Source organism: Rhizorhabdus sp. GW822-FHT03C02 (assembly GCF_058801765.1).
In genome coordinates this window covers 428693-449213 of record NZ_JBXANN010000002.1, presented here as the reverse complement: position 1 = coordinate 449213, position 20521 = coordinate 428693, and the positions used below count along the sequence as shown (strand labels likewise).

Genomic DNA, 20521 nt, shown 5'->3' with positions numbered 1-20521 from the left:
TTTGGACAATGGCGACACATCTCGACGAACTGACCGGCTTCGTGGCGGTCGCGCAGGCGCGCAGCTTCCGCGATGCCGCGCGCCGCGCCGGCACCTCGCCATCGACGTTGAGCGAAAGCATCCGGCGGCTCGAGGCCCGGCTGGGGGTAAGGCTGCTCAACCGCACCACCCGCAGCGTGACCCCGACCGAAGCGGGCGCGCGATTGCTCGAGCGGCTGGTGCCGGCGCTGGGCGAACTCGATGCGGCGCTCGATGTCGTCAACGGCTTTCGCGACAGTCCGGTCGGCACGCTGCGGCTCAACGTGCCGTTCAGCGCGGCGAAACTGGTGTTGCCGCCGATCGTCGAGCCGTTTCTGGCGGCGCATCCCGACATCCGGCTCGAACTGACCGTCGAGGACGGCTTCGTCGACATATTGGCGGCCGGCGCGGATGCCGGGATCCGCTATGATGAGCGGCTCGAACAGGACATGATCGCGGTGCCGATCGGTCCGCGGGTGCAGCGTTTCGCGGTGGCGGCGGCGCCCGCCTATCTCGCGGCGAACGGCACGCCGCAGCATCCGCGCGATCTGCTCGGCCATCGCTGCATCCGCGGCCGCTTCTCGAGCGGGGCGATGCCGCCCTGGGAATTCGAGCGCGACGGCGAGACGATGTTCGTCGATCCGCCGGCTTCGATGGTCGTCTCGACCGGCGCGACCGACCTCGCGGTGAGCGCGGCGGTCGCCGGGCTCGGCATGATCATCCTGTTCGAGGACTGGTTGCGCCCCGCGCTCGACAGCGGCGCGCTGCTGCCCGTGCTCATACCCTGGTGGACCGAATTTTCGGGCCCGTTCCTCTATTATCCGAGCCGCCGCCTCATGCCCGCACCGCTGCGCGCGTTTGTCGATCATGTCCGCACGCTGGGAGAGCGGTAGGCGCGTCGCGGAAGCGACTGTTATGATCGGCAACAGATAAGATGGTCTCGATTTTCTGAAAATCGCGGAAAACAGCGAAAATTACAACAAGTCCAGATTAGAACATCTGCTCAATATTCAAGATGAAGATGGCTAATTTTTCATCAACCAAATCTTCACGACTCCCGGTGAAACTACGTAGCTGGGGCAATCAACGCGACACCGTCCAATCAGTTCGAAGCGACGGACAGTCCTGATTTTGTGAACGAGGGTGTAATGAAGAAGGCTATTTTCCTGCTGACCGGCGCGCACTTGCTGGTCGCGGTGCCGGCACTGGCGCAAGACGCCGCGATGCCGCCCTCGCCCGCAAAGGCACCGAAGGACGGCGAAAAATCGAAAGCGAGCGAGAAGGAGGTCTTCTCGACCGGCGTCGCCAAGGGCCGCGACCGGCTCGACAGCGCGACCTCGACCAGCGCGCTCAGGGGCAGCGAGGCCGAGAAGCTGGGTCCCCGGCCGCTCGCCGACATATTGCGCACGATGCCGGGCCTGCGGGTCGAATCCGGGATCGGCGAAGGCAATGCCAACTATACCGTGCGCGGCCTCCCGCTCGCCGCCGGCGGTTCCAAATATATGCAACTGCAGGAAGACGGCCTACCCGCGCTCGAATTCGGCGACATCTTCAACGTCGCCGCCGACGTCTTCCTGCGCGCCGACTTCAACCTGGCCCAGGTCGAATCGATCCGCGGTGGATCGGCGTCGACCTTCGCCTCGGATTCGCCCGGCGGCGTGATCAACCTGATCTCGAAGACCGGCGAAACCCAGGGCGGCGCGATCCAGTTCACCGGCGGGCTCGACTATGACGAGAAGCGGATCGACGCCGATTATGGCGGCAAGCTCAGCGACACGCTGCGCTTCCATGTCGGCGGCTTCTACCGCTCGGGCGAAGGTCCGCGCGACATCGGCTTCACCGGCTACAAGGGCGGCCAGATCAAGGCGAACATCACCAAGCAGTTCGCCAATGGCTATATCCGGCTCTACGCCAAATATCTCGACGATCGCTCGCCGACCTTCGCGCCCTATCCGATCCGCATCACCGGCACCAACGACAAGCCGGTGATCAGCAATTTCAGCAATTTCGACATCCGCAAGGATGCGCTGATATCGCCCTATATCGGCGCGGTGACGACCCTCGACGGCGAGAACAAGCTGGCGAGCTATTCGGTCAAGAACGGCATGCACCCGGTGTCCAAGTCGCTGGGGCTCGAGGCGCAGTTCGACGTCGCCGGCTGGACGGTGAGCGAGCGCGTCCGCTATTCGGCCAATAACGGCGATTTCCTGCGGGTCTTCCCATCGGCGGTCAACACGGTCGCGGCGCTCGCGGCGTCGCAGGCCGGCACCGGCGCCACCGCCACCTACGCGACCGGTCCGAATGCCGGTCAGCCGATCGGTGCGACGGTCAACGGCAACGGCCTGCTCGCCTTTTCCTACATGGCGCAGACCCGCGCCCGCAATCTCGACAACTTCACCAACGACCTGCGCGCCACCCGGGTGTTCAAGATCGGCACCGGCGACCTGACGACGACCGCGGGTCTCTACAAGGCGATCCAGAAGCTCCATGTCGAATGGCTGCATTCGGCGATCGATACCGACGTCGCCGGTGACGGCGACACCGCGATGGTCAACGTCACCAGCGCCACCGGCGTGGCCCAGACCCAGGGCGGCTATTATGCGTATAGCCGCAACGGCAGCAATTTCCGCCGCATCTTCGACGTCAAATATGACGTCACCGCGCCTTATGGCTCGGTGAACTATCATGTCGGCAAGATCGCGATCGGCGGCAGCCTGCGCTACGACAGCGGCAAGGTGAACGGTTCGCTGGTCGGCGCCGATCTCGGCGGCGGGCGCGTCGGCCTGATCTCCTACGACATCAACGGCAATGGCGTGATCAGCGCGCCCGAAACCCGGGTCGCCTTCCTGCCGCTGGGCCAGCCGGCCCCGGTCGATTACAACTATCATTATCTCAGCTATTCGGCGGGCGTGAACTACCGCATCGCCGAACCGCTGTCGGTGTTCGGACGCTACAGCCGCGGCGGGCGCGCCAATGCCGACAAGATCCTGTTCACCCCGGCGGTCAGCACCACCGATGGCGGCGTGCCCAAGGCCAAGGACAAATATGACGAGGTCAAGCAGATCGAAGGCGGCCTGAAATTCCGTCTGGCGAACGCCACGTTCAACGCGACCGCCTTCCGCGCCGATGCCGACGACCATAATGTGCTCAACGGCTCGGCCACCCGCACCATCCGCTCCTACCGCGCCAAGGGCGTCGAGATGGAGGGCGGCCTGCGTTCGGGCCCGTTCAGCATCACTGCGGGCGCGACCTACACCACCGCGAAGATCACCGAGGATCAGCTCGATCCGACGCTGACCGGCAAGGAACCGCGCCACCAGCCCAAATGGACCTTCGAGGCGACCCCGCAGTTCGAAAACGACCATCTGACCGTCGGCGCCAACATCGTCACCATCACCAGCAGCTATGCCCAGGACAGCAATCTGCTCAGGATGCCCGGGTTCACCGTGGTCAACGCCTTCCTCCAGGTGCGGCCGATCGAGCGGGTGCAACTGATGGTCAACGCGACCAACCTGTTCAACAAGGTCGGCTTCTTCGAGATCGCCCAGAGCACGGTGCCGACCAACGGTATCGGCTGGGGCCGCAGCATCAACGGCCGGACGATCTCGGCATCGCTGCGCTACGCCCTGTGATATCCGGCCCGCCGCCGCTCATACCGGCGGCGGGTTGAGCCGCGTAAAGCCCGCCTGGGTCCGGTAGGGATAATAGGGATAGCCCGGCATGGTGTCGCTTGCCGCATCGAGCCGGGCGATCTGGTCGGCAGTCGGCCTCCAGCCGACTGCGCCGAGATTGTCGCGCAGCTGTGCCTCGTTGCGGGCGCCGATGATCACCGACGACACCGTCGGCCGGGTCAGCAGCCAGGCCAGCGCGACCTGCGGCACCGTCCTGCCCGCCTCCCCAGCAACCGCCTCGAGCACCTCGACGACGCGGTAGAGCCGTTCCTCCTCGACCGGCGGACCGAACTGGGCGGTGTCATGAAGCCGGCTCTCTTCGGGAAGCGGCTGGCCGCGACGGATCTTGCCGGTCAGACGGCCCCAGCCGAGCGGGCTCCACACCAGCGCGCCGACCTTCTGGTCGAGGCCGAGCGGCATCAGTTCGCTCTCATAATCGCGCCCGACCAGCGAATAATAGACCTGGTGTGCGACATGGCGCGGCCAGCCATGGCGATCGGCGACCGCCAGCGCCTTCATCAGCTGCCAGCCGGCGAAATTCGACGCGCCGACATGGCGGACCTTGCCCGCGCGGACCAGCATGTCGAGCGCGTGCATCACCTCCTCGACCGGCGTGAAGGCGTCGAAGGCATGAAGCTGGAGCAGGTCGATATAGTCGGTGCCGAGCCGCGTGAGCGCGGCATCGACCGCGCCGATCAGCCGATGGCGCGAGGTGCCGGCATCGTTCGGTCCCTCCCCGGTCGGCAATCCGGTCTTGGTCGAGATCAGCACCCGGTCGCGCCGGCCGCGCAGCGCGGCGCCGTGCACCACCTCCGACTGGCCGTCCGAATAGACGTCGGCGGTGTCGAACAGGGTGATGCCGGCATCGAGGCAGATGTCGATCAGCCGGCGCGCGTCGGCGACGTCGCTATTGCCCCAGGCCGAAAAGAGCGGCCCGGTGCCGCCGAAGGTGCCGGTGCCGAAGCTGAGCACCGGAACCCGGAGACCCGAGGCGCCGAGGGTGCGATAGTCCATGTCGATGCTCCTTATATTAGACGAGGAGGGGTTGTGCCGCGCGGCGCGCTAGCATGATGCTCCACAGCGCGACGGCGAGGCCCGCGGCGGTGACCGCGGCGCCGACCAGCGGCAGCGCGGCGAGGCCCGGGCCATGGTCGATCGTCACCCCGCCCAGCCAGGCGCCGAGCGCGTTGCCGAGGTTGAAGGCGGCGATGTTCAGGCTGGAGGCGAGGGTCTGCCCCTCGGCCCCTGCCTGCTGGAGGACGCGCAGCTGCAACGGGGCGACGGTGGCGAAGGCCGCCGCGCCGAGCAGGCCGATCGCGATCACCGCCGCCGGGCGGCTCGCCAGCGCGGGCGGCATCGCGACGAGCACGACGATCAGCAGCGTGAGCGTTACGACGATCGCCCGATCGAGGTTGCGGTCGGCGAAGCGGCCGCCGAGCAGGTTGCCCGCCGATAGCCCCGCGCCGAAGACGAGCAGGATCGGCGACACCATCGCGACCGGGAGACCGGTGATCCGGGTCAGGATCGGCTGGACGAAGGTGAAGACGGTGAACAGCCCGGCAAAGCCGAACACCGTCATTGCGAGGCCGAGCAGCACCTGCGGCCGCGCCAGCGCAGCGAGTTCGGTGCGGACCGGCGCGGGCGGCGCATCGCTGCCGACATCGCGCGGCACGAACAGCGCCAGCACCGCGAGCGCGACGACGCCGATCGCAGCTACTGCCCAGAACGCCGCGCGCCAGCCGAGCATCAGCCCGATCCAGGCACCGAACGGCACGCCGAGCAGGGTCGCGACGGTCAGCCCGGTGAACATCGTCGCGATCGCCGAAGCGCGCTTGTCCGGCGCGACCAGCCCGGCGGCGACCACCGAGCCGACCCCGAAGAAGGTGCCATGGGCGAGCGCGGTGAGGATCCGCGCCGCCATCAGCAGGCCGTAGCTCGGCGCGAGCGCGCAGGCGATGTTGCCGATCGTGAAGATCGCCATCAGCGTCAGCAGCACCGCGCGACGCGGCATATGCCGGGTGGCCAGGGTCAGCACCGGCGCGCCGACGAACACCCCGAGCGCATAGCCCGAGATCAGCAGGCCGGCCGCCGCGACGGTCACCTGCATCGTCGCGGCGACCTGGAGCAGCAGCCCCATGATGATGAATTCGGTGGTGCCTATTCCAAAGGCACCGGCGGCAAGCGCCAACACGGCCACGGGCATCGAATATCTCCGGATCGGATCGAGGCCCGGATATGGCCGAGGGCGGCATGATGAATTAGATGGCGATCAAGACCATCATCTGTGAACCAAGGTCACAATATGCCGCGATCCGACATCAACCGCGCCGCCGAGATGGAGATTTTCGTCCGGATCGTCGAGCTTGGCGGCTTCACCGCCGCGGCCAGGGCGTGCGGCTTCACCCCGTCGGGGGTGAGCAAGCTGGTGTCGCGGATGGAGGCGCGGCTGGGCGCGCGGCTGCTCAACCGCTCGACCCGGCGTATCACCCTGACCGCCGAGGGGCAGGCCTTCCATGCGCGCGCCGCCCGGATCCTCGCCGATATCGACGAGGCCGAACGCGAGGCCGCGGCGGGTGCGACCCCGCGCGGTCCGCTGCGGGTCAACAGCAATATCCCGTTCGGCATGCGCTATCTGATGCCGCTGATCCCCGATTTCCTGGCCGCGCATCCCGATATCCGCCTCGACATGATCCTGTCCGACACGGTGATCGACCTGATCGAGGAGCGCGCCGATGTCGCGATCCGGATCGGGCCGATGCGCGATTCGAGCCTGGTGGTGCGCAAGCTCGGTGCGAGCCGGATGGTGATCGTCGCCTCCCCCGCCTATCTGGCGCGCCACGGCACCCCCGACAGCCCTGCCGACCTGGTGCATCATCGCGGGATCGGCTGGACCTTCGCGCGGACGATCGGCGGCTGGCCGTTCCGGCACGACGGCCGGATCGAGGAGCGGCTGCCGCCGACGGTGGCGCGCGCGAGCGACGGCGACGTCGCCCGGCTGTTCGCGCTCGGCGGGGTCGGCCTCGCGCGCCTGGCCCGATTCCATGTCGGCCCCGATATCGCCGCGGGCACGCTGGTGCCGGTGATGGAGGCGCTCAACCCCGGCGATGGCGAGGATATCCACGCGGTCTATCTGGGCGGGGCGAGCCCGGTTCCGGCACGGGTCAGGGCGTTCGTCGATTTCGTGGCGGAGCGGTGCAGGCTGCCCGGGGGATTAATTTAAACCTTCTCACTTGATGGGAGTGAAGGACAGCCGCGCTCAGATCCTCCCTACGCGTAGCGTGGGGAGGGGGACCATCCGCAGGATGGTGGAGGGGTTTTCTGCGCTATCAATGTTGCGCAGACCCCTCCACCGCTTCGCGGTCCCCCTCCCCAAACCTACGGTTTAGGGAGGATCTGCAAGGCTTAGTCCGATGTGTGATCCGATAAGAGAGGAAAGTAGAACTGCCCCTCAGAATTCGGCGCTCACCCCGAAGGTGAAGGTCCGCCCGCTGGTGGTGTAGACCTCGGTGCGCTTCGCGGTCAGGTCAGCGAACTGTTCGATCGGCTCGTCGGTGAGGTTGATGCCCTCGACCACCAGTCGGATGCGCGGGGTGATGTTGTAATGCGCCTGGAAGTCGACATTGTTGGTCGCCTTGATCGCGTCGCCGACATTGCCGCTGGCGCCCGCGCTGATCAGATAGCGGCTGCGATAGGCGTCGGAGACCCGCACGCCCCAGTTGCGCCCCTCATAATAGAGCGTCGCATTGGCCGCCCATTTCGACAGGTTGAGCAATGGCAGGGTCACCGTGGCGCCGTTGATCACCGCCTTCTGATGGCCGTCGAAGCGGGTGCCGTTGACCACGATGCCGAGATGCTTGAGCGCGCCGGGCAGGAAGGTGAAGTCGTGCTGGAACGCCGCCTCGATCCCCTTGATGTCGGCGCCCGGCCCGTTGATCGGCTGCGACACGTCGAAGATCGTGTTGGCGTCCTGGCCCTGGATCAGCAGCGACAGCGGCAGGCCGGTCTCGCTGTAGGGAACCTGCTTGGTGGTCGGGGTCGTGAAGCTGTCCATATTCTTGTAGAAGACGCCGAACGACAGGAAGCCGTGCCGGTCCATATAATATTCGACCGAGCCCTCGACCGAGGTCGCCTTGTACGGCTTCAGAAACGGATTGCCGAAGCTGACGCTGCCGCCATTGGGGCGGGTGGTGATCGAGCCGGCGGCGGCGAGATCGCTGAGCGCCGGCCGGTTGACGTTGCGATTGGCGCTGACCCGCGCCACCACGTCGCTGGCGACGTCGAGCGCGATATTGGCCGCGGGCAGCCAGCCATGGCTGTTGGTGGTGATCGCCACCGGCTGCAGGGTGGTGACGCCGTTCACCACCGCGGTCAGATGCCCCGACGAGGTCAGGTCGGTCGAATAATAGCGGATGCCGGCATTGGCGCGTAGCCGCATCCCGCCGACAAAAGTGTCGAGATCATATTGGGCGAAACCCGCCCAGGTCTTTTCCTCGACCCGATAGTCGCTGCCCGCCTGGAGATATTTGGCGCTGAGATCGCGCGGATCGCCGACATAAGCATAGATGCCGTCGACGTCGCCGACGATATAGGGGATCAGCGAATCCCGCCCGATCACCTGCTTGAGGTCGTTGGGGATCGCGATGTTGGCGGGGACGTTGTGGAAGACCTTGTTGACATACTGATAGCCGCTGTTGGTGAAATGCTTATATTCGCCGCCGACCTTGAAGGTCGAGCTTTCGGCGAGTTTGTAGGCGGCGTCGAGCTTGCCGTTGGCATATTTGTTGGTGATCTTGTTTTCCTGCACGTCGAGCCGCTGAAGCGACCAGAGGCTGGGGTTGGTCAGGTCGATCCCATAGCTGTTGACCGGGATGCGCGGGCGGGTGTCGAAGCTGAACGCCATGTTCTTGGCCTCCATGAACACCTTGTCGAACACCGGCTGGCTGAAATCGGATTCCTCGAAACCGGCGAGACCGGTGAAGCTCAGCCGGTCGCTCGCCTGCCAGCTCGCATTGGCCACCGCCTGGTAGAAATCGGTGTGGTTGCGGACGATGTGATGCTCGGAGCGCTGGTCGATGCCGGTATAGCTCGCCGCACGCAGCGTATCGCCGTCGATCACCGCCGACTGGATCACCTGGGTGCCGCCGATCGGCGACCCGGTCAGCGCGTTCGATCCGGCCGAGGCGATCGCATAGTCGTCGCGATGGTCCTGCAGCCGACCATAGAGCAGGTCGATGTCGAGCTTGAAGGCGTCGCCCGGATGATATTGCAGCGCCGAGGTGATGCCGAGCCGCTTGCGGTCGGTGTACCAGGTCGACGGCGACTGCGCGGTCGGCGCGAAGATATTGCCCGACTGCAGCAGCGCGTTGGTGGCGGCGTCGATGTTGGGGCCGATATTGGCGGGGTTATATTTGACCTTGCCCCAGCCCCAGTTGCGATAACCGAACTCGTTGCTCTTGATCTCGCTATAGGCGACCGACACCAGCGCGCCGAAATCGCCCCAGCGGCCCGAGGCGAGCGCGACCAGGCGCGGAGTGACCCCGCTGGTGTTGTCGTTGGTCTGCCCCTTGGCCGACACCACGAACCGGGTGCCGGCATAGTCGAACGGCTTGGCGCTGAAGAGTTGGACGGTGCCGGCGATGCCGCCTTCGTCCTGTTCGGCGGCGTAGCTTTTCTGGACCGAGACATGGTTGAACAGCTCGGAAGCGAACAGGCTGTAATCGAACGAGCGCGACCGGCTGACCGCACCGCGATTGTCCATGCCCGAGGCGGTGTTGCCCATCACCTCCATGCCGTTGAGCTGGGTGCGGGTGAAGTCGGGGCCGAGGCCGCGCAGGGTGATCTGGCGCCCCTCGCCCGAATCGCGGGTGATGGTGATGCCCGGGATGCGCTGAAGCGATTCGGCGAGATTGAGGTCGGGAAAAGCGGCGATATCGGAGGCGAGGATGTCGTCCTGCGCACCGACCGCGCCCCGCTTGAGATCCTGCGCGATCGCCAGGCTCTGGCGATAGCCCGAAACGACGATCTCGGGGCCGGTATCGGCATTGCCGGCGATGGTGGCCGACGCCGGGGTCGCGTCAGCGACGACGATCGGACCGCGCACGATCTGCGCAACCGGACGGACCGTTGCCGACGCCGGCTTGAGCACCGCCACCGCACCACGGATCGAGGCCGACAGGTTGGTGCCGCGCAGCAGCTGGTCGAGCGCCTCGCGAACCGTGAAGGCGCCGTGCACCCCGCCGGTCCGCTGCCCGGCGACCGCGGTCGGCGCCACCACCACCTGCACGCCGGTGACCTGCGAGAATTGCGAGATGCCCGCGCGCAGATCGGTCGCGGCGATGTCGAACCGCATCTGCTGCCCGAAATTGCCGTCACCCGCCGCGGCCTGCGCCGCAGCCGGAACCGCGAGCGCCATCGCCAGCGCCGTCAATGAAATCGCCTTGGTCCGGTTCATGTCGTCCTCCTTGCAGAGCGCATCGCAGCGCCTTGCAGGGAAAGACGGGCCTCGATCGGTAGCAGGACAAAAGAATTTTGTTGCGGTGCAGCGTCGAACTTATGACGGTTTTGCGTCATCGCCCGCCACGGGTTCGAGCCTTATCCGATCGCCCGCGCGCACCACCGAAAAGCCGTAGGCCTCGCCGATCGCACCGAGCAGTTGCGCCGGATCATCGAGCTTGAAACGTCCCGAGAGGGTGATGTGGGCGAGCGACGCAGGCGGCGGCAGGATCAGCGGACCGCCGCGGCGGTTGAGCGTGTCGACGAGATCCGCCAGCCGCATCGCTTCGGTGTCGAGCCAGTTCTGCCGCCAGTCGAGCTGCGAGGCGTCGAAGCGCACCGGCTTTTGCGCGCCGCTGCGATCGAAGCGCGACCGCCAGCCCGCCGGCACCACCACGCTGCCCTCGACCAGATCATGATCTCCGAAACGGACCTTGCCGCGATAGACCGCGAGCTTGACCTCGTCATGCGCCATGTCGATGTCGAAGGCGGTGCCGAGCACCCGGGTCGCCGACGCCCCGGCATGGACGACGAACGGGCGGTCGGGTTCGTGGGCGACGTCGAAATAGGCTTCGCCGCGTTCGAGCTCGACCAGCCGCTGGCCGCGATCGATGACGATGTTGACGCTGGTCGCGCCTTCGAGCTTGAGCCGGGTGCCGTCGGCAAGCCGCAGGTCGAGCCGCTCGCCGCGTGCGGTCGCATAATGGCGCGGCACGGTCCCGAATATGCCGCCCTGCCACGCCCCGACACCGACCAGCACCGCGAGCGCGGCCGCGCCGCCCGCCATCATCGCGCCGCGGCGCGAGCGGCGCATTGCCCGGACATCGGCATCGGACAGCCGCCCGATCGCCGCGACCCGCGCCAGCGCTTCGGCCAGCGCCGGATCGTCGAGAATCGGCGCATCGCCATCGGCGACGGGGCGGTCGGCGGCAGCGCGATCGCGATCGGCATGATCGATCATCGCCGACCTCCCGCCGGCAGCCCGCGCCGTTCGAGCGTCGCGCGCAGATCGGCGAGCGCGCGGGTGCAGTGCTTCTCGACCGCGGCGATGCTCAGGCCGAGATCGGCGGCGATCGTCGCACAGGGCAGACCGTCGAGCCGGCGGCGCAGGAACACCTCGCGGCGCAGCGGCGGCATCACCCCCAACGCGCGGACCAGTATCTCGACCCGCTGGCGATAGTCGAGGATCTCCTCGGCGCGCGGCTGCGGACAGGCGAGCGTATCGGCGAGCTCGGTCGTTTGCGGCGCGGCACGGCGGCGGCGGAAATGGTCGTGGACAAGATTGCGCGCGATCGTGAAGCAGAAGGCCCCGACATCGGCGACCGGCCGGGTGCGACGATAATCATAAAGGCGGACATAGGTTTCCTGGACGATATCCTCGCCGGCGTCGCGATCGCGCAGGCGGCCATCGACGAAGCGCTGGAGCGCCTTGCGCAGTTGCACCTCTTCGCCATCGCCGGGGCGCCGCCTGGCGATCAGCCCGATCTCGTTCATCGACGCCCTTTCGCGTGCAGGCTTGTCCGGAAAAGCTTCCTCGGCGGCTGCGCTAGGCCGCTTCGATGAAGCCCGCATGACAGTCGCCGCCCGGCCCGCAATTTGCGCCGCGCCATCATCGATCTGACATGAGCCAGCCCTAAGCCCCGTCGGTCATGGCCGATGAAGGGACGTCGATGGGATTTCGGATGATGGTTGTCGCGTTGCTCGCACTGGGTGCGGCCGGTTCCGCCCATAGTGCAACGGACAAGCCCGATTTCAGCATCGGCGCGATCGCAGACGCCCAATATGCCGCCGCCCCCGACAACGGCCAGCGCCTCTATCATACCACCCCCACCAAGCTGGCCGCCGCGGTCGCCGACTTCAACCGGCAGAAGCTGGCGTTCGTGGTCCATCTCGGCGACTTCATCGACCGCGACTGGGCGAGCTACGACACGCTGCTGCCGGTCGCGCGCAAGCTTCGGCACCCCTGGCATTTCGTGCTCGGCAATCATGAATTCGCGGTCGACGACGCGCACAAGCCGCAGGTGCCGGCGAAGCTCGGCATGCCCGCGCGCTATTACAGCTTCACCCATCGCGGCTGGCTGTTCCTGGTCACCGACGGCAACGACCTGAGCAGCTATGCCTGGGCCGAGGGCAGCCCCGAGCATGACCGGAGCATGGCCGCCCATGCCGCGCTCTATGCCGACAGGCCTTTGTGGGACGGCGGGATCGGCGACGCGCAGATGCGCTGGATCGACACCGAACTGACCCGCGCCGACCGCGAAGGGCTGAAGGTGATGATCTTCGACCATTTCCCGCTCTACCCCGAAAATCCGCACAATCTGTGGAATGCCGGGGCGGTGATGGCGCTGCTCGAGCGGCATCCCTCGGTCAAGATCTGGCTCGACGGCCATAATCATGACGGCAATCAGGGCGCCCGCGCCGGCATTCACTATGTCAACCTGAAGGCGATGCTCGATACCGAGGAGACATCCTATGCCCGGCTCGAGTTCTTCGGGGACCGGGTGGTGGTGCATGGGACCGGACGCCAGCAGGACATGGTGCTGCCGCTGCGATGACCGCGGTTTGACAGCGGACCCGCTACCGCAATACCCTCGAAAATCAGCTATTTCGGGGGTTTTCGTGAAGCTTTATCGTCTTGCCGCGGCCAGTGCGGTCGCGATGTTGGTTGCCGGCGGCGCCAGTGCCGCCGAGCCGCGGCCCGACCAGCTCGCCTTTCGCGATCTCTACCGGGAGCTGGTCGAGACCGACAGCTCGGTCGCGACCGGAAGCTGCACCCTCGCTGCCGAGAAGATGGCGGCGCGGCTGAAGGCGGCGGGTTTCGCCGACGATCAGCTGACCCTGTTCAAGGCCGACCAGTTCCCGCTCGACGGCGGGCTGGTCGCGGTCCTGCCCGGCAGCGCGAAGGGCGCCAGGCCGATGCTGCTGCTCGGCCATCTCGACGTGGTCAATGCCCGGCGAGAGGACTGGGAGCGCGATCCGTACAAGTTCATCGAGGAAGGCGGCTATTTCTATGGCCGCGGCACCGCCGACATGAAGGCGATGGTCGCGACCTGGGTCGACACGCTGATCCGCTTCAAAAAGGAAGGCTACAAGCCCAGGCGGACGATCAAGCTGGCGCTGACCTGCGGCGAGGAATCGGGCGGGCGGGTCAATGGCGCGCAGTGGCTCGCCGAGAAGCGGCCCGAACTGATCGCCGCCGAGTTCGCGCTCAACGAGGGCGGCGGCGGCGACACCGACGGCCATGGCAAGCTGCTCACCCAGTCGATGCAGGTCGGCGAGAAATCGAACCGCAGCTTCGAACTGCAGACGGTCAATGCCGGCGGCCACAGCTCGATCCCGATCGACGACAATGCGATCTACGAGCTCGCCGATGCGATCGAGAAGCTGCGCGGCTATAAATTCCCGCTGCGCTTCAACGACACCAGTCGCGCCTATTTCGCCAAGGCGGGTGCGACGCGCACCGACGCGATCGGCCAGGCGATGGTCAAGCTGGCGGCGAACCCGGCCGACCATGCGTCCGAGACGCTGGTCTCGACCGACCGCACGCTCAATTCTGTGCTGCGCACGACCTGCGTGGCGACGATGCTCGAAGCGGGGCATGCGGTGAACGCCTTGCCGCAGCGGGCAAAGGCGACGGTCAATTGCCGGATCGTTCCCGGCGAGGATGGCGACACCACCCGCGCCGCGCTGATCGCGGCGATCGGCGATCCCAAGGTGACGGTGACGATGGTCGGACGGCTGCGCCCGGTCGCGGTGCCGCCGCCGCTCGATCCGAAGATCATGGGCCCGGCCGAAAAGCTGGTCGCGCGCTATTTCCCGGGGGTGCCGCTGATCCCAACGATGTCGACCGGCGCCACCGACGCCACCTATCTCGCGCCGATCGGCATCCCGACCTATGGCGTACCCGGTATCTGGGGCGACCCCGACGGCAATGGCGCGCATGGCCTCAACGAGCGGATGGAGGTCAAGTCGGCCTATGTCGGGCGCGATTTCCTCTATGATCTGGTCAAGGCCTATGCCGACAAGCCCTGAAGCCGCTGATCTGCGCAGCCGGCCGGCGCCCCGACGGGTGCCGGCCGGCCCCGCCGCTCAGAAGTCGAACTTCGCGTTGACCCCATAGGTCCGCGGCGCGCCGAGCACCTCGGTGATGCCGGTGGCGGTGGCGAGGTCCTGCACGGCATAATCGGTGTCGGTCAGATTCTTGACCCACAGCTCGATCCCCCAATGGGTGTTCGGGCGATATTCGATCGAGCCGTTCAACAGACCATAATGGCCCTGCCGCGCGAGATTGTCGGGCTCGAACACATAGCCGCTATTATAGCTGTAGACGCTCGACAGCCGCAGCTGGCCGGTATCGCCGACCGGGATCTTGTAGCTCGCGCCCAGGCTCGCCGCGAATTTCGGCGCGAGCGGGGTACGGTTGCCCGACACGTCGCCGAAGCAGGTGGTGTAGCCGCCGGTGCGCGGGCCGGCACCGAGCACGCCCGGATCCTCGGTGCCGCGCAGATTGGCGGGACAGGTCGCCGGGTTGGGATAGATGATCGGCGCCTGGAACGGCGCGCCCGGCCCGCCGAAGGTCGCATAGCGCGACTTGAGCGCGGTGAAGCCGCCGAAGATGTTGATCTGGCTGGTCGGCGCCGCCTGGAACTCGGCGTCGAAACCATCGACCTTCACCGTCGCCGCGTTGAGCAGCAGATTGGCGCCAGGATTGGCCGCCGCCGCCGAACGCACCTGATAATTGTCGATGTCGTAATGATAGGCGGCGAGATTCAGCCGCAGCCGGCGGTCGAACACCTGCGACTTGAGGCCGACCTCATAGGCCATGATGAACTGCGGTTTCACCGGCGGGCTGGTCGGGCTCTGCAGGCTGTAGGCGCCCGCCTTGAAACCGCGGTTGACCGATCCATAGACGTTGATGTCGTCGGTCAGTTCCTGACGCAGCGACAGACGATAGGTGAACTCGCCATATTTGAGGGTCGATTTGACGTTGGTCTTCGCCAGTTCGACCCCGGTCAGCAGCATCGGCGTCTGGTTGCCGTCGAACTTCCGGATATCCTTGGTGTAGCGCAGCCCGCCGGTCAGCTTGGTGGTCGGCGTGATCGCATAGCTCAGCTCGCCGAAACCGGCATAGCTGTCGGTGTTCAGGTCCGAGACGATGTGGATCTGGCGCAGGCTCGACGCCGCGAACGCCAGACCGTTCTGGAGCTGGTCGGTGCCAGCCTCCGAACGCAGGAAGAAACCGCCGACCTGCCATGACAGCGGTCCATTGCCGTTCGAGGCGAGCCGCAATTCCTGCTGATAGGTGCGCGACAGCGCGACATAGTCGATGTTGACGAGGTTGGCCGGCCCGCCATCGACGTCGAAATTGCTGTGGTTGCGGTTGCGGCGCATCGCCGAGATGCTGGTGAGATCGGCAAAGCCGAGATCGGCCTCGGCGGTCAGGCTCAGACCCCAGATCCGCAGGCGGGTCAGCGCCGCCTCGTTCGAGGTCGTGTCATGGCCGCCCGGCGGCAGATTGCCGCCGGTGCCGACGGTGCCGTCGGCGAGCCGCCAGCCCAATCCGAAATTGTCCTTGCTCTTGAAATAGTCGCCCGACAGCGTGAGCTTCACCGTCTCGCCGGCATGCGCGACCGTCTTCGAACGCACCCCGCCATATTCGCCGAGCTTGTTCCTGGTGTTGCGGGTGAGGTTGCGTCCCCAGCCATCATCCTGATGCGAACCGGTCAGCGCGATGTCGCTGCTGATCGTGTCGGAGAGCGGGCCGCCGACATAGAGCTGGCCGCTGACCGTGTCGTAATTGGCATAGCCGAGCTGGCCGTCGACGACGAGATCCTGGCCGGGTTCGCGGGTGATGATGTGGATCAGGCCGCCGGTGGCGTTGCGCCCGAACAATGTGCCCTGGGGTCCTTTCAGCACCTCGACCCGGTCTATATTGTTGAAATTGTTGATCGTCTGACTGAGGTCGCCGAGATAGACGCCGTCGACATAGATGGCGTTCGCGCCTTCCTCGCCCGCCGCGGCATTGGTGGTGCCGACCCCGCGGACGAAGAACAGGCCGCTCGGGCCCGATCGGGTCATCTGCACGCTCGGCACGATCTGCGGCAGGTCCTTGGTCGCGTTGACCCCGGCATTTTCGAGCGCGCTTGCGGTGACCGCGGTGACCGCGATCGGCACCGCCTGGAGATTTTCCGAGCGGCGCTGCGCGGTGACGATGATCTCCTCGAGCCCCTCCTGGGGCGGCGCCTGCGGTGCCGCGGCCGGTGCCGTCGTCTGGGCGTGGAGCGCTGCGGGGAGTGTGCCGAGCAGTGCCGTTCCCATGAGCGCGCCGAGCCCGATGCCGCGCGACGATGTCCTGTCGAATGCCATGTCTTCCCCTCTCCAGTCGTGACGACCGCGCCGGTCGATCGGCGGCGATCGGTCCGTGTCGGGCCGTCGGCGGGGACATGCCGGCATGGAGATTTTTTCCATGGCACCCTCCCGCTTCCGGTCGTTATATTTTATGGACCGAGAGGGGGAATAATGAGTCGAAAGCTTTCATGTCAACAGCCGACAGCCCGCGTACCGCAGAAAACCGCGGCCGCGTGATGATGACACAGGATATCGATGCCGAATCGGCGGGCCGGTCAGGGTGCGGCCACGCGCTCCAGATAGCCGTGGAGGAACATGTCGACCCGCTCGAGCAGGTCGGCGTCGGTCGGGGTTTCGCCGGGATGGCCGAGCGCCGCGCGGAAGCCGCGGGCACCGACCGCGACATCGTAGAAGATGCCCGCCGCGCGATCGAACGGCGCCGGACGGATCAGGCCGTTCGCGGCCATTTCGGTGAAGATATCGGCGATCGCCCGGTCGAGCCGGACCTTGCCGTCGGCAACCACCGTGCCCACCAGCTGCGGCGAGCGAGTGCTTTCGACCATCACCGCGCGTTCGAGCGCGATCAGTTCGCTGTTGAAAGCATGGTCGACGAGCTGGCGCGCCATATGCGCGAGCACCGCGCGCGCCGTGCGGCCCTCGACCGGGATGTGGAAGGCGAATTTCGGTCCCTGGACCTGCATCTTGGCGCAGGCCGCGCGAAACACCGCATTCTTGTCGCCGATCAGTTCGTAGATCGTCCGCTTGGTGACTCCGGCCTCGCGGCCGATCGCCTCGAGCGTGGTTTCGGCGAACCCCTCGGCGAAGAACATCCGCGCTGCGGCATCGACAATCCGCAGGCGGCGCGCCGCGACATCGGATTCGGGCAGCGGCGGCCGGCCGCGCGGGCGGGTGGCGGTCGGGGGATCGAGTGGAGCGGGAACGGCTGGTGTCACGCCGCCAGTCTAGGCGCTTGGCGCCGCCGCTTACAACCTTGTGATGATGGCATCGAACGGCAACGACAATCGGAGAGAGCATGAACGACGACACCCCCACCAGCCCCCGCACGCCCCGCATTCCGCTGATCCCGCCCGACCGGTGGACCGCCGAACAGGACGCGGCCTATGCGGTGATGGACTCCTCGGCGACCAAGCGGCTCGGCGCTTCGGCGCATCTGACCACCGCGATGGCCAATCATCCCCGGCTGGCGGCGGCCTTCTACACGCTCGGCCGCCACATATTGCTCGATTCCACCCTGTCCGACCGGCTGCGCGAACTCGTCACCCTGCGGGTCGGCTGGCGACACAAGTCGGGCTATGAATGGTATCATCATGTCCGCTCGGGCAAGCGCATCGGGTTGACCGACGCCGAGATCGACGCGGTCAAGCAGGGCGCCGATGCCGCGCTCTGGTCGCCCGCCGACGCCTGCGTGCTGCGCGTCGCCGACCAGCTGATGGCGACCTCGCGGATCGACGACGCGCTGTGGGCCGAGGTGACCCGCCGTCTCGACCGGCAGATGGCGATGGATCTGGTGTTCACCGTCGGCCATTATGTGCTGACCGCCTGGGCCACCGCCGCGTTCGGGATCGAGGTCGAGCCGGGGTTCGAGACCCCCGAGCATCCGCTCGAATAGGATCCGCCCACGGCCGACACCGTGCAAAATGTCCGGCTCGCATAGCTTCGGCCCGCAATCATTGCTTTCGGCCATTGCCCGTCCCGGCCGCCCGCCTAAGTTCGGCCTGCGCCACAGGCCGCATGGCCGGGCGACGAGGGAGGATGATGGGCAGAGCCGCGAATTTGCTGGACCGGGCGCGCGCCACCGCCTCGCTCGACCATTTCGGCAACGACGGGTTCCGCGAAGGGCTCGAACGGCTGGTCGATGCGGTCGACCGCGAGGCGCGGCTGACCGACATGGGCCATGCCGGGTTCGACGCGCAGATCGTCGATCTGCTGGTCAACCGGCTGCAGGTCGAGGACTGGTACCGGCGCCATCCCGAGATCGACGAGCAGGAGATCGTCGCGCCGCTGATCGGCCTCGGCCTGCCGCGGACCGGGTCGACCGCCCTGTCGCACATGCTGGGCGAGGATCCGGCCGCCCGGTCGATCCGGGGCTGGGAGGCGCAGATGCCCTGCCCGCCTCCCGAAACCGCCCACCAATATGACGATCCGCGCATCGCCCGCGCCGAAGTCGCGATGGAACGGCGCGCGCGGATGTTCCCGCGGATGACGGCGATGCTGCCGAGCACCGCGACCTCGCCCACCGAATGCCAGACCTTCATGGGCTATGACTTCAAGACCCAGCTGTTCCAGGCGTTCGTCGAGATTCCCTCCTATGTCGAATGGCTGACCTATGAGGCCGACCTGGTCCCGACCTATCATTATGTGAAGCGGGTGCTGAAGCTGCTGCAATGGCGCTGCCCGCCGACCCGCTGGCGGCTGAAGAACCCCTCGCACATCCTGTTCATCGACGCGCTGAACGAGGTGTTTCCCGACGCGCGCTTCTGGATGACCCATCGGCCGATCGAGGCGGTGCTGCCGTCGGTGTGCGATCTCTATCTCGAACTGCATCAGGCGTTCAGCGCATCGGTCGACAAGGCCGCGATCGCCGCCAAGAATGTCGAATTCTGCGAGGTCGGCATGCGGCGGATGATCGCGTTTCGCGACGCCGGGCACGACGCACGCTTCTTCGACATCCAGTTCGCGGCGTTCCAGGCCGAACCGGTCGAGGTGATCGCCGATCTCTATCACTTCGCCGGCGAGACGCTCGGCGCAACCGCCCGGGCACGCATGCAGGCCTGGCAGCAGGCCAAGCCGCTCGAGGCGCAGTCTTATGCCCGCACCCCGATGGCCGAATTCGGGCTCGACGCCGACGGGATGCGCCACCGCTTCGCCTTTTACGCCGACCGTTATGCCCCCGCGGCCATGCCGACATGAGGAGACCCGAGCGATGACGACATCCCTGCCCGCCGACTGGAGCGGCGGCCTGTCCGCGGACCATGAGCTGGTGTTCCCGAGCCAGCCCGCCGATCCCGAGATGCGCGAGAGCATGTCGGTCTGGCTGTTCGAGGAGAATGGCGCCTTCGGCTTTCCGCGCTTCGGCATCGAGGCCGAGGCGAGCAGTTGGGACAATCGCCGGGTCCAGGGCAATTTCGCCTTTGCCGACGGCCGCATCCTCAACGGCGCCGGCATGGGTGCCGCGCATTCGCCGTTCGGCCCCGACGGCCGGCCGACCGTGCTCGGCGCGGGGCCGCTCAGCTTTCGCTGCATCGAACCCTTTCGCAAATGGGTGACGATCTTCGACGGGACCGTGGTCGACGGCACCGTCGACCAGCAGATCGCCGGCACGCTCGACCGCAGCCGCACCACCACCGCGCGGTTCGAGGTCGAACTCGAAATGGTCACCCCATGCTGGGTCCAGGACAACAGCCCCGAAAAGGTGGCGAAACTCTCGGAGGCCGATCGGATCGAGGCGGAGAGCATGGGAATCGGCTGGCGGCTCGAGCATCAGTTCCGCGGCCAGGGCAGCTTCACCATCGACGGCGCCACCCACGATTTCAAATGTCTCGGCACCCGGATCAAGCGGCAGAGCGTGCGCCCGCTCGGCGGGTTCCGCGGCCATTGCTGGCAGGCAGCGGTGTTCCCCGACGGGCGCGCCTTCGGCTATATCGCCTATCCGCCACGCGCCGACGGCAGTTCCTATAATGAAGGCTATGTCTATCAGGACGGCCGGATGTACCCGGCCCGCGCGACCCGGATTCCCTGGCTGCGGCGGATCGTCGGCGCCGGCGACGATGCCTCGCTCGAGCTCGAATATGAAGGCGGCACGATCAGCGTCGGCGGCGTGACCGCGCTATCGACCTTCCGCGTCGGCAATCCCGATATCGGCGGACTCAACCTGCAGCAGGGTGGGGTGCGCTATTCGTGGGACGGGCAGACCGCTTTTGGCATGATCGAGCGATCGTCGCACGAAAGCCTGACCACGATCGGCTGACGGT

15 protein-coding genes are annotated in these 20521 nt (G+C 66.6%); 8 read left to right on the top strand and 7 right to left on the bottom strand.

Features of this window, described 5'->3' with window-relative positions; all coding sequences use genetic code 11:
- Nucleotides 1–8 precede the first annotated feature (8 nt).
- Together AC1RM6_RS09280 and AC1RM6_RS09275 are read left to right on the top strand one after the other, a co-directional pair.
- Complete coding sequence (locus tag AC1RM6_RS09280) at nucleotides 9–911, top strand: LysR family transcriptional regulator (protein WP_493100373.1); 903 nt, start codon at nucleotides 9–11, stop codon at nucleotides 909–911.
- A gap of 255 nt (nucleotides 912–1166) precedes the next feature.
- A complete protein-coding gene (locus AC1RM6_RS09275; protein ID WP_493100371.1) occupies nucleotides 1167–3650 on the top strand; it encodes a TonB-dependent receptor domain-containing protein in 2484 nt (827 codons plus the stop codon).
- An 18-nt stretch (nucleotides 3651–3668) separates the two neighbouring features.
- Here the strand turns inward: AC1RM6_RS09275 and AC1RM6_RS09270 are convergent, their stop codons facing one another.
- Together AC1RM6_RS09270 and AC1RM6_RS09265 are read right to left on the bottom strand one after the other, a co-directional pair.
- Nucleotides 3669–4703: an aldo/keto reductase gene (locus tag AC1RM6_RS09270; RefSeq protein ID WP_493100369.1), complete on the bottom strand. Its 1035-nt coding sequence runs from the start codon at nucleotides 4701–4703 to the stop codon at nucleotides 3669–3671.
- A gap of 16 nt (nucleotides 4704–4719) precedes the next feature.
- Nucleotides 4720–5892, bottom strand: coding sequence for an MFS transporter (locus AC1RM6_RS09265; RefSeq protein ID WP_493100367.1), 1173 nt, complete (start codon nucleotides 5890–5892; stop codon nucleotides 4720–4722).
- Between the two features lie 99 nt (nucleotides 5893–5991).
- On the opposite strand from AC1RM6_RS09265, the gene AC1RM6_RS09260 reads away from it, so the two are divergent.
- Nucleotides 5992–6909, top strand: coding sequence for a LysR family transcriptional regulator (locus tag AC1RM6_RS09260; protein WP_493100365.1), 918 nt, complete (start codon nucleotides 5992–5994; stop codon nucleotides 6907–6909).
- Between the two features lie 228 nt (nucleotides 6910–7137).
- Here AC1RM6_RS09260 and AC1RM6_RS09255 read toward each other — a convergent pair whose 3' ends face one another.
- The 3 genes from AC1RM6_RS09255 to AC1RM6_RS09245 form a co-directional block, all read right to left on the bottom strand.
- Nucleotides 7138–10140 carry a TonB-dependent receptor gene (locus tag AC1RM6_RS09255; RefSeq protein ID WP_493100363.1) on the bottom strand — a complete coding sequence of 1001 codons (3003 nt, stop codon included), beginning with the start codon at nucleotides 10138–10140 and terminating at the stop codon, nucleotides 7138–7140.
- A 99-nt stretch (nucleotides 10141–10239) separates the two neighbouring features.
- A complete protein-coding gene (locus AC1RM6_RS09250) occupies nucleotides 10240–11142 on the bottom strand; it encodes a FecR family protein (RefSeq protein WP_493100360.1) in 903 nt (300 codons plus the stop codon).
- Nucleotides 11139–11675, bottom strand: a complete 537-nt coding sequence (locus tag AC1RM6_RS09245; protein WP_493100358.1) for an RNA polymerase sigma factor — start codon at nucleotides 11673–11675, stop codon at nucleotides 11139–11141. The genes AC1RM6_RS09250 and AC1RM6_RS09245 overlap by 4 nt, the downstream gene beginning before the upstream one ends.
- 188 nt (nucleotides 11676–11863) lie before the next feature.
- On the opposite strand from AC1RM6_RS09245, the gene AC1RM6_RS09240 reads away from it, so the two are divergent.
- Together AC1RM6_RS09240 and AC1RM6_RS09235 are read left to right on the top strand one after the other, a co-directional pair.
- Nucleotides 11864–12736, top strand: coding sequence for a metallophosphoesterase (locus AC1RM6_RS09240; RefSeq protein ID WP_493100356.1), 873 nt, complete (start codon nucleotides 11864–11866; stop codon nucleotides 12734–12736).
- Between the two features lie 103 nt (nucleotides 12737–12839).
- Entirely contained in the window at nucleotides 12840–14213 is a 1374-nt protein-coding gene (locus tag AC1RM6_RS09235) for a M20/M25/M40 family metallo-hydrolase (RefSeq protein WP_493100611.1), read from the top strand.
- 57 nt (nucleotides 14214–14270) lie between these two features.
- Here AC1RM6_RS09235 and AC1RM6_RS09230 read toward each other — a convergent pair whose 3' ends face one another.
- Together AC1RM6_RS09230 and AC1RM6_RS09225 are read right to left on the bottom strand one after the other, a co-directional pair.
- On the bottom strand, nucleotides 14271–16547 hold the full coding sequence (locus AC1RM6_RS09230) for a TonB-dependent receptor (RefSeq protein ID WP_493100354.1): 2277 nt from the start codon (nucleotides 16545–16547) through the stop codon (nucleotides 14271–14273).
- Between the two features lie 257 nt (nucleotides 16548–16804).
- Nucleotides 16805–17482 (bottom strand): TetR/AcrR family transcriptional regulator, encoded by a 678-nt coding sequence (locus AC1RM6_RS09225; RefSeq protein WP_493100352.1) that lies wholly within the window; start codon nucleotides 17480–17482, stop codon nucleotides 16805–16807.
- A gap of 80 nt (nucleotides 17483–17562) precedes the next feature.
- Here AC1RM6_RS09225 and AC1RM6_RS09220 point away from each other — a divergent pair, with 80 nt between their 5' ends.
- From AC1RM6_RS09220 to AC1RM6_RS09210, 3 genes are all read left to right on the top strand, one after another.
- A complete protein-coding gene (locus AC1RM6_RS09220) occupies nucleotides 17563–18159 on the top strand; it encodes a carboxymuconolactone decarboxylase family protein (protein WP_493100351.1) in 597 nt (198 codons plus the stop codon).
- 146 nt (nucleotides 18160–18305) lie between these two features.
- On the top strand, nucleotides 18306–19460 hold the full coding sequence (locus AC1RM6_RS09215; RefSeq protein ID WP_493100349.1) for a sulfotransferase family protein: 1155 nt from the start codon (nucleotides 18306–18308) through the stop codon (nucleotides 19458–19460).
- Between the two features lie 13 nt (nucleotides 19461–19473).
- Nucleotides 19474–20517 carry a DUF7064 domain-containing protein gene (locus AC1RM6_RS09210; protein WP_493100348.1) on the top strand — a complete coding sequence of 348 codons (1044 nt, stop codon included), beginning with the start codon at nucleotides 19474–19476 and terminating at the stop codon, nucleotides 20515–20517.
- Nucleotides 20518–20521 lie beyond the last annotated feature (4 nt).

Bases quoted from the DNA above. Each gene is read 5' to 3' on its own strand.
- AC1RM6_RS09280 (WP_493100373.1), top strand. From the start codon at position 9: ATGGCGACACATCTCGACGAACTGACCGGCTTCGTGGCGGTCGCGCAG.
- AC1RM6_RS09275 (WP_493100371.1), top strand. From the start codon at position 1,167: ATGAAGAAGGCTATTTTCCTGCTGACCGGCGCGCACTTGCTGGTCGCG.
- AC1RM6_RS09270 (WP_493100369.1), bottom strand. From the start codon at position 4,703: ATGGACTATCGCACCCTCGGCGCCTCGGGTCTCCGGGTTCCGGTGCTC.
- AC1RM6_RS09265 (WP_493100367.1), bottom strand. From the start codon at position 5,892: ATGCCCGTGGCCGTGTTGGCGCTTGCCGCCGGTGCCTTTGGAATAGGC.
- AC1RM6_RS09260 (WP_493100365.1), top strand. From the start codon at position 5,992: ATGCCGCGATCCGACATCAACCGCGCCGCCGAGATGGAGATTTTCGTC.
- AC1RM6_RS09255 (WP_493100363.1), bottom strand. From the start codon at position 10,140: ATGAACCGGACCAAGGCGATTTCATTGACGGCGCTGGCGATGGCGCTC.
- AC1RM6_RS09250 (WP_493100360.1), bottom strand. From the start codon at position 11,142: ATGATCGATCATGCCGATCGCGATCGCGCTGCCGCCGACCGCCCCGTC.
- AC1RM6_RS09245 (WP_493100358.1), bottom strand. From the start codon at position 11,675: ATGAACGAGATCGGGCTGATCGCCAGGCGGCGCCCCGGCGATGGCGAA.
- AC1RM6_RS09240 (WP_493100356.1), top strand. From the start codon at position 11,864: ATGATGGTTGTCGCGTTGCTCGCACTGGGTGCGGCCGGTTCCGCCCAT.
- AC1RM6_RS09235 (WP_493100611.1), top strand. From the start codon at position 12,840: ATGTTGGTTGCCGGCGGCGCCAGTGCCGCCGAGCCGCGGCCCGACCAG.
- AC1RM6_RS09230 (WP_493100354.1), bottom strand. From the start codon at position 16,547: ATGGCATTCGACAGGACATCGTCGCGCGGCATCGGGCTCGGCGCGCTC.
- AC1RM6_RS09220 (WP_493100351.1), top strand. From the start codon at position 17,563: ATGAACGACGACACCCCCACCAGCCCCCGCACGCCCCGCATTCCGCTG.
- AC1RM6_RS09215 (WP_493100349.1), top strand. From the start codon at position 18,306: ATGGGCAGAGCCGCGAATTTGCTGGACCGGGCGCGCGCCACCGCCTCG.
- AC1RM6_RS09210 (WP_493100348.1), top strand. From the start codon at position 19,474: ATGACGACATCCCTGCCCGCCGACTGGAGCGGCGGCCTGTCCGCGGAC.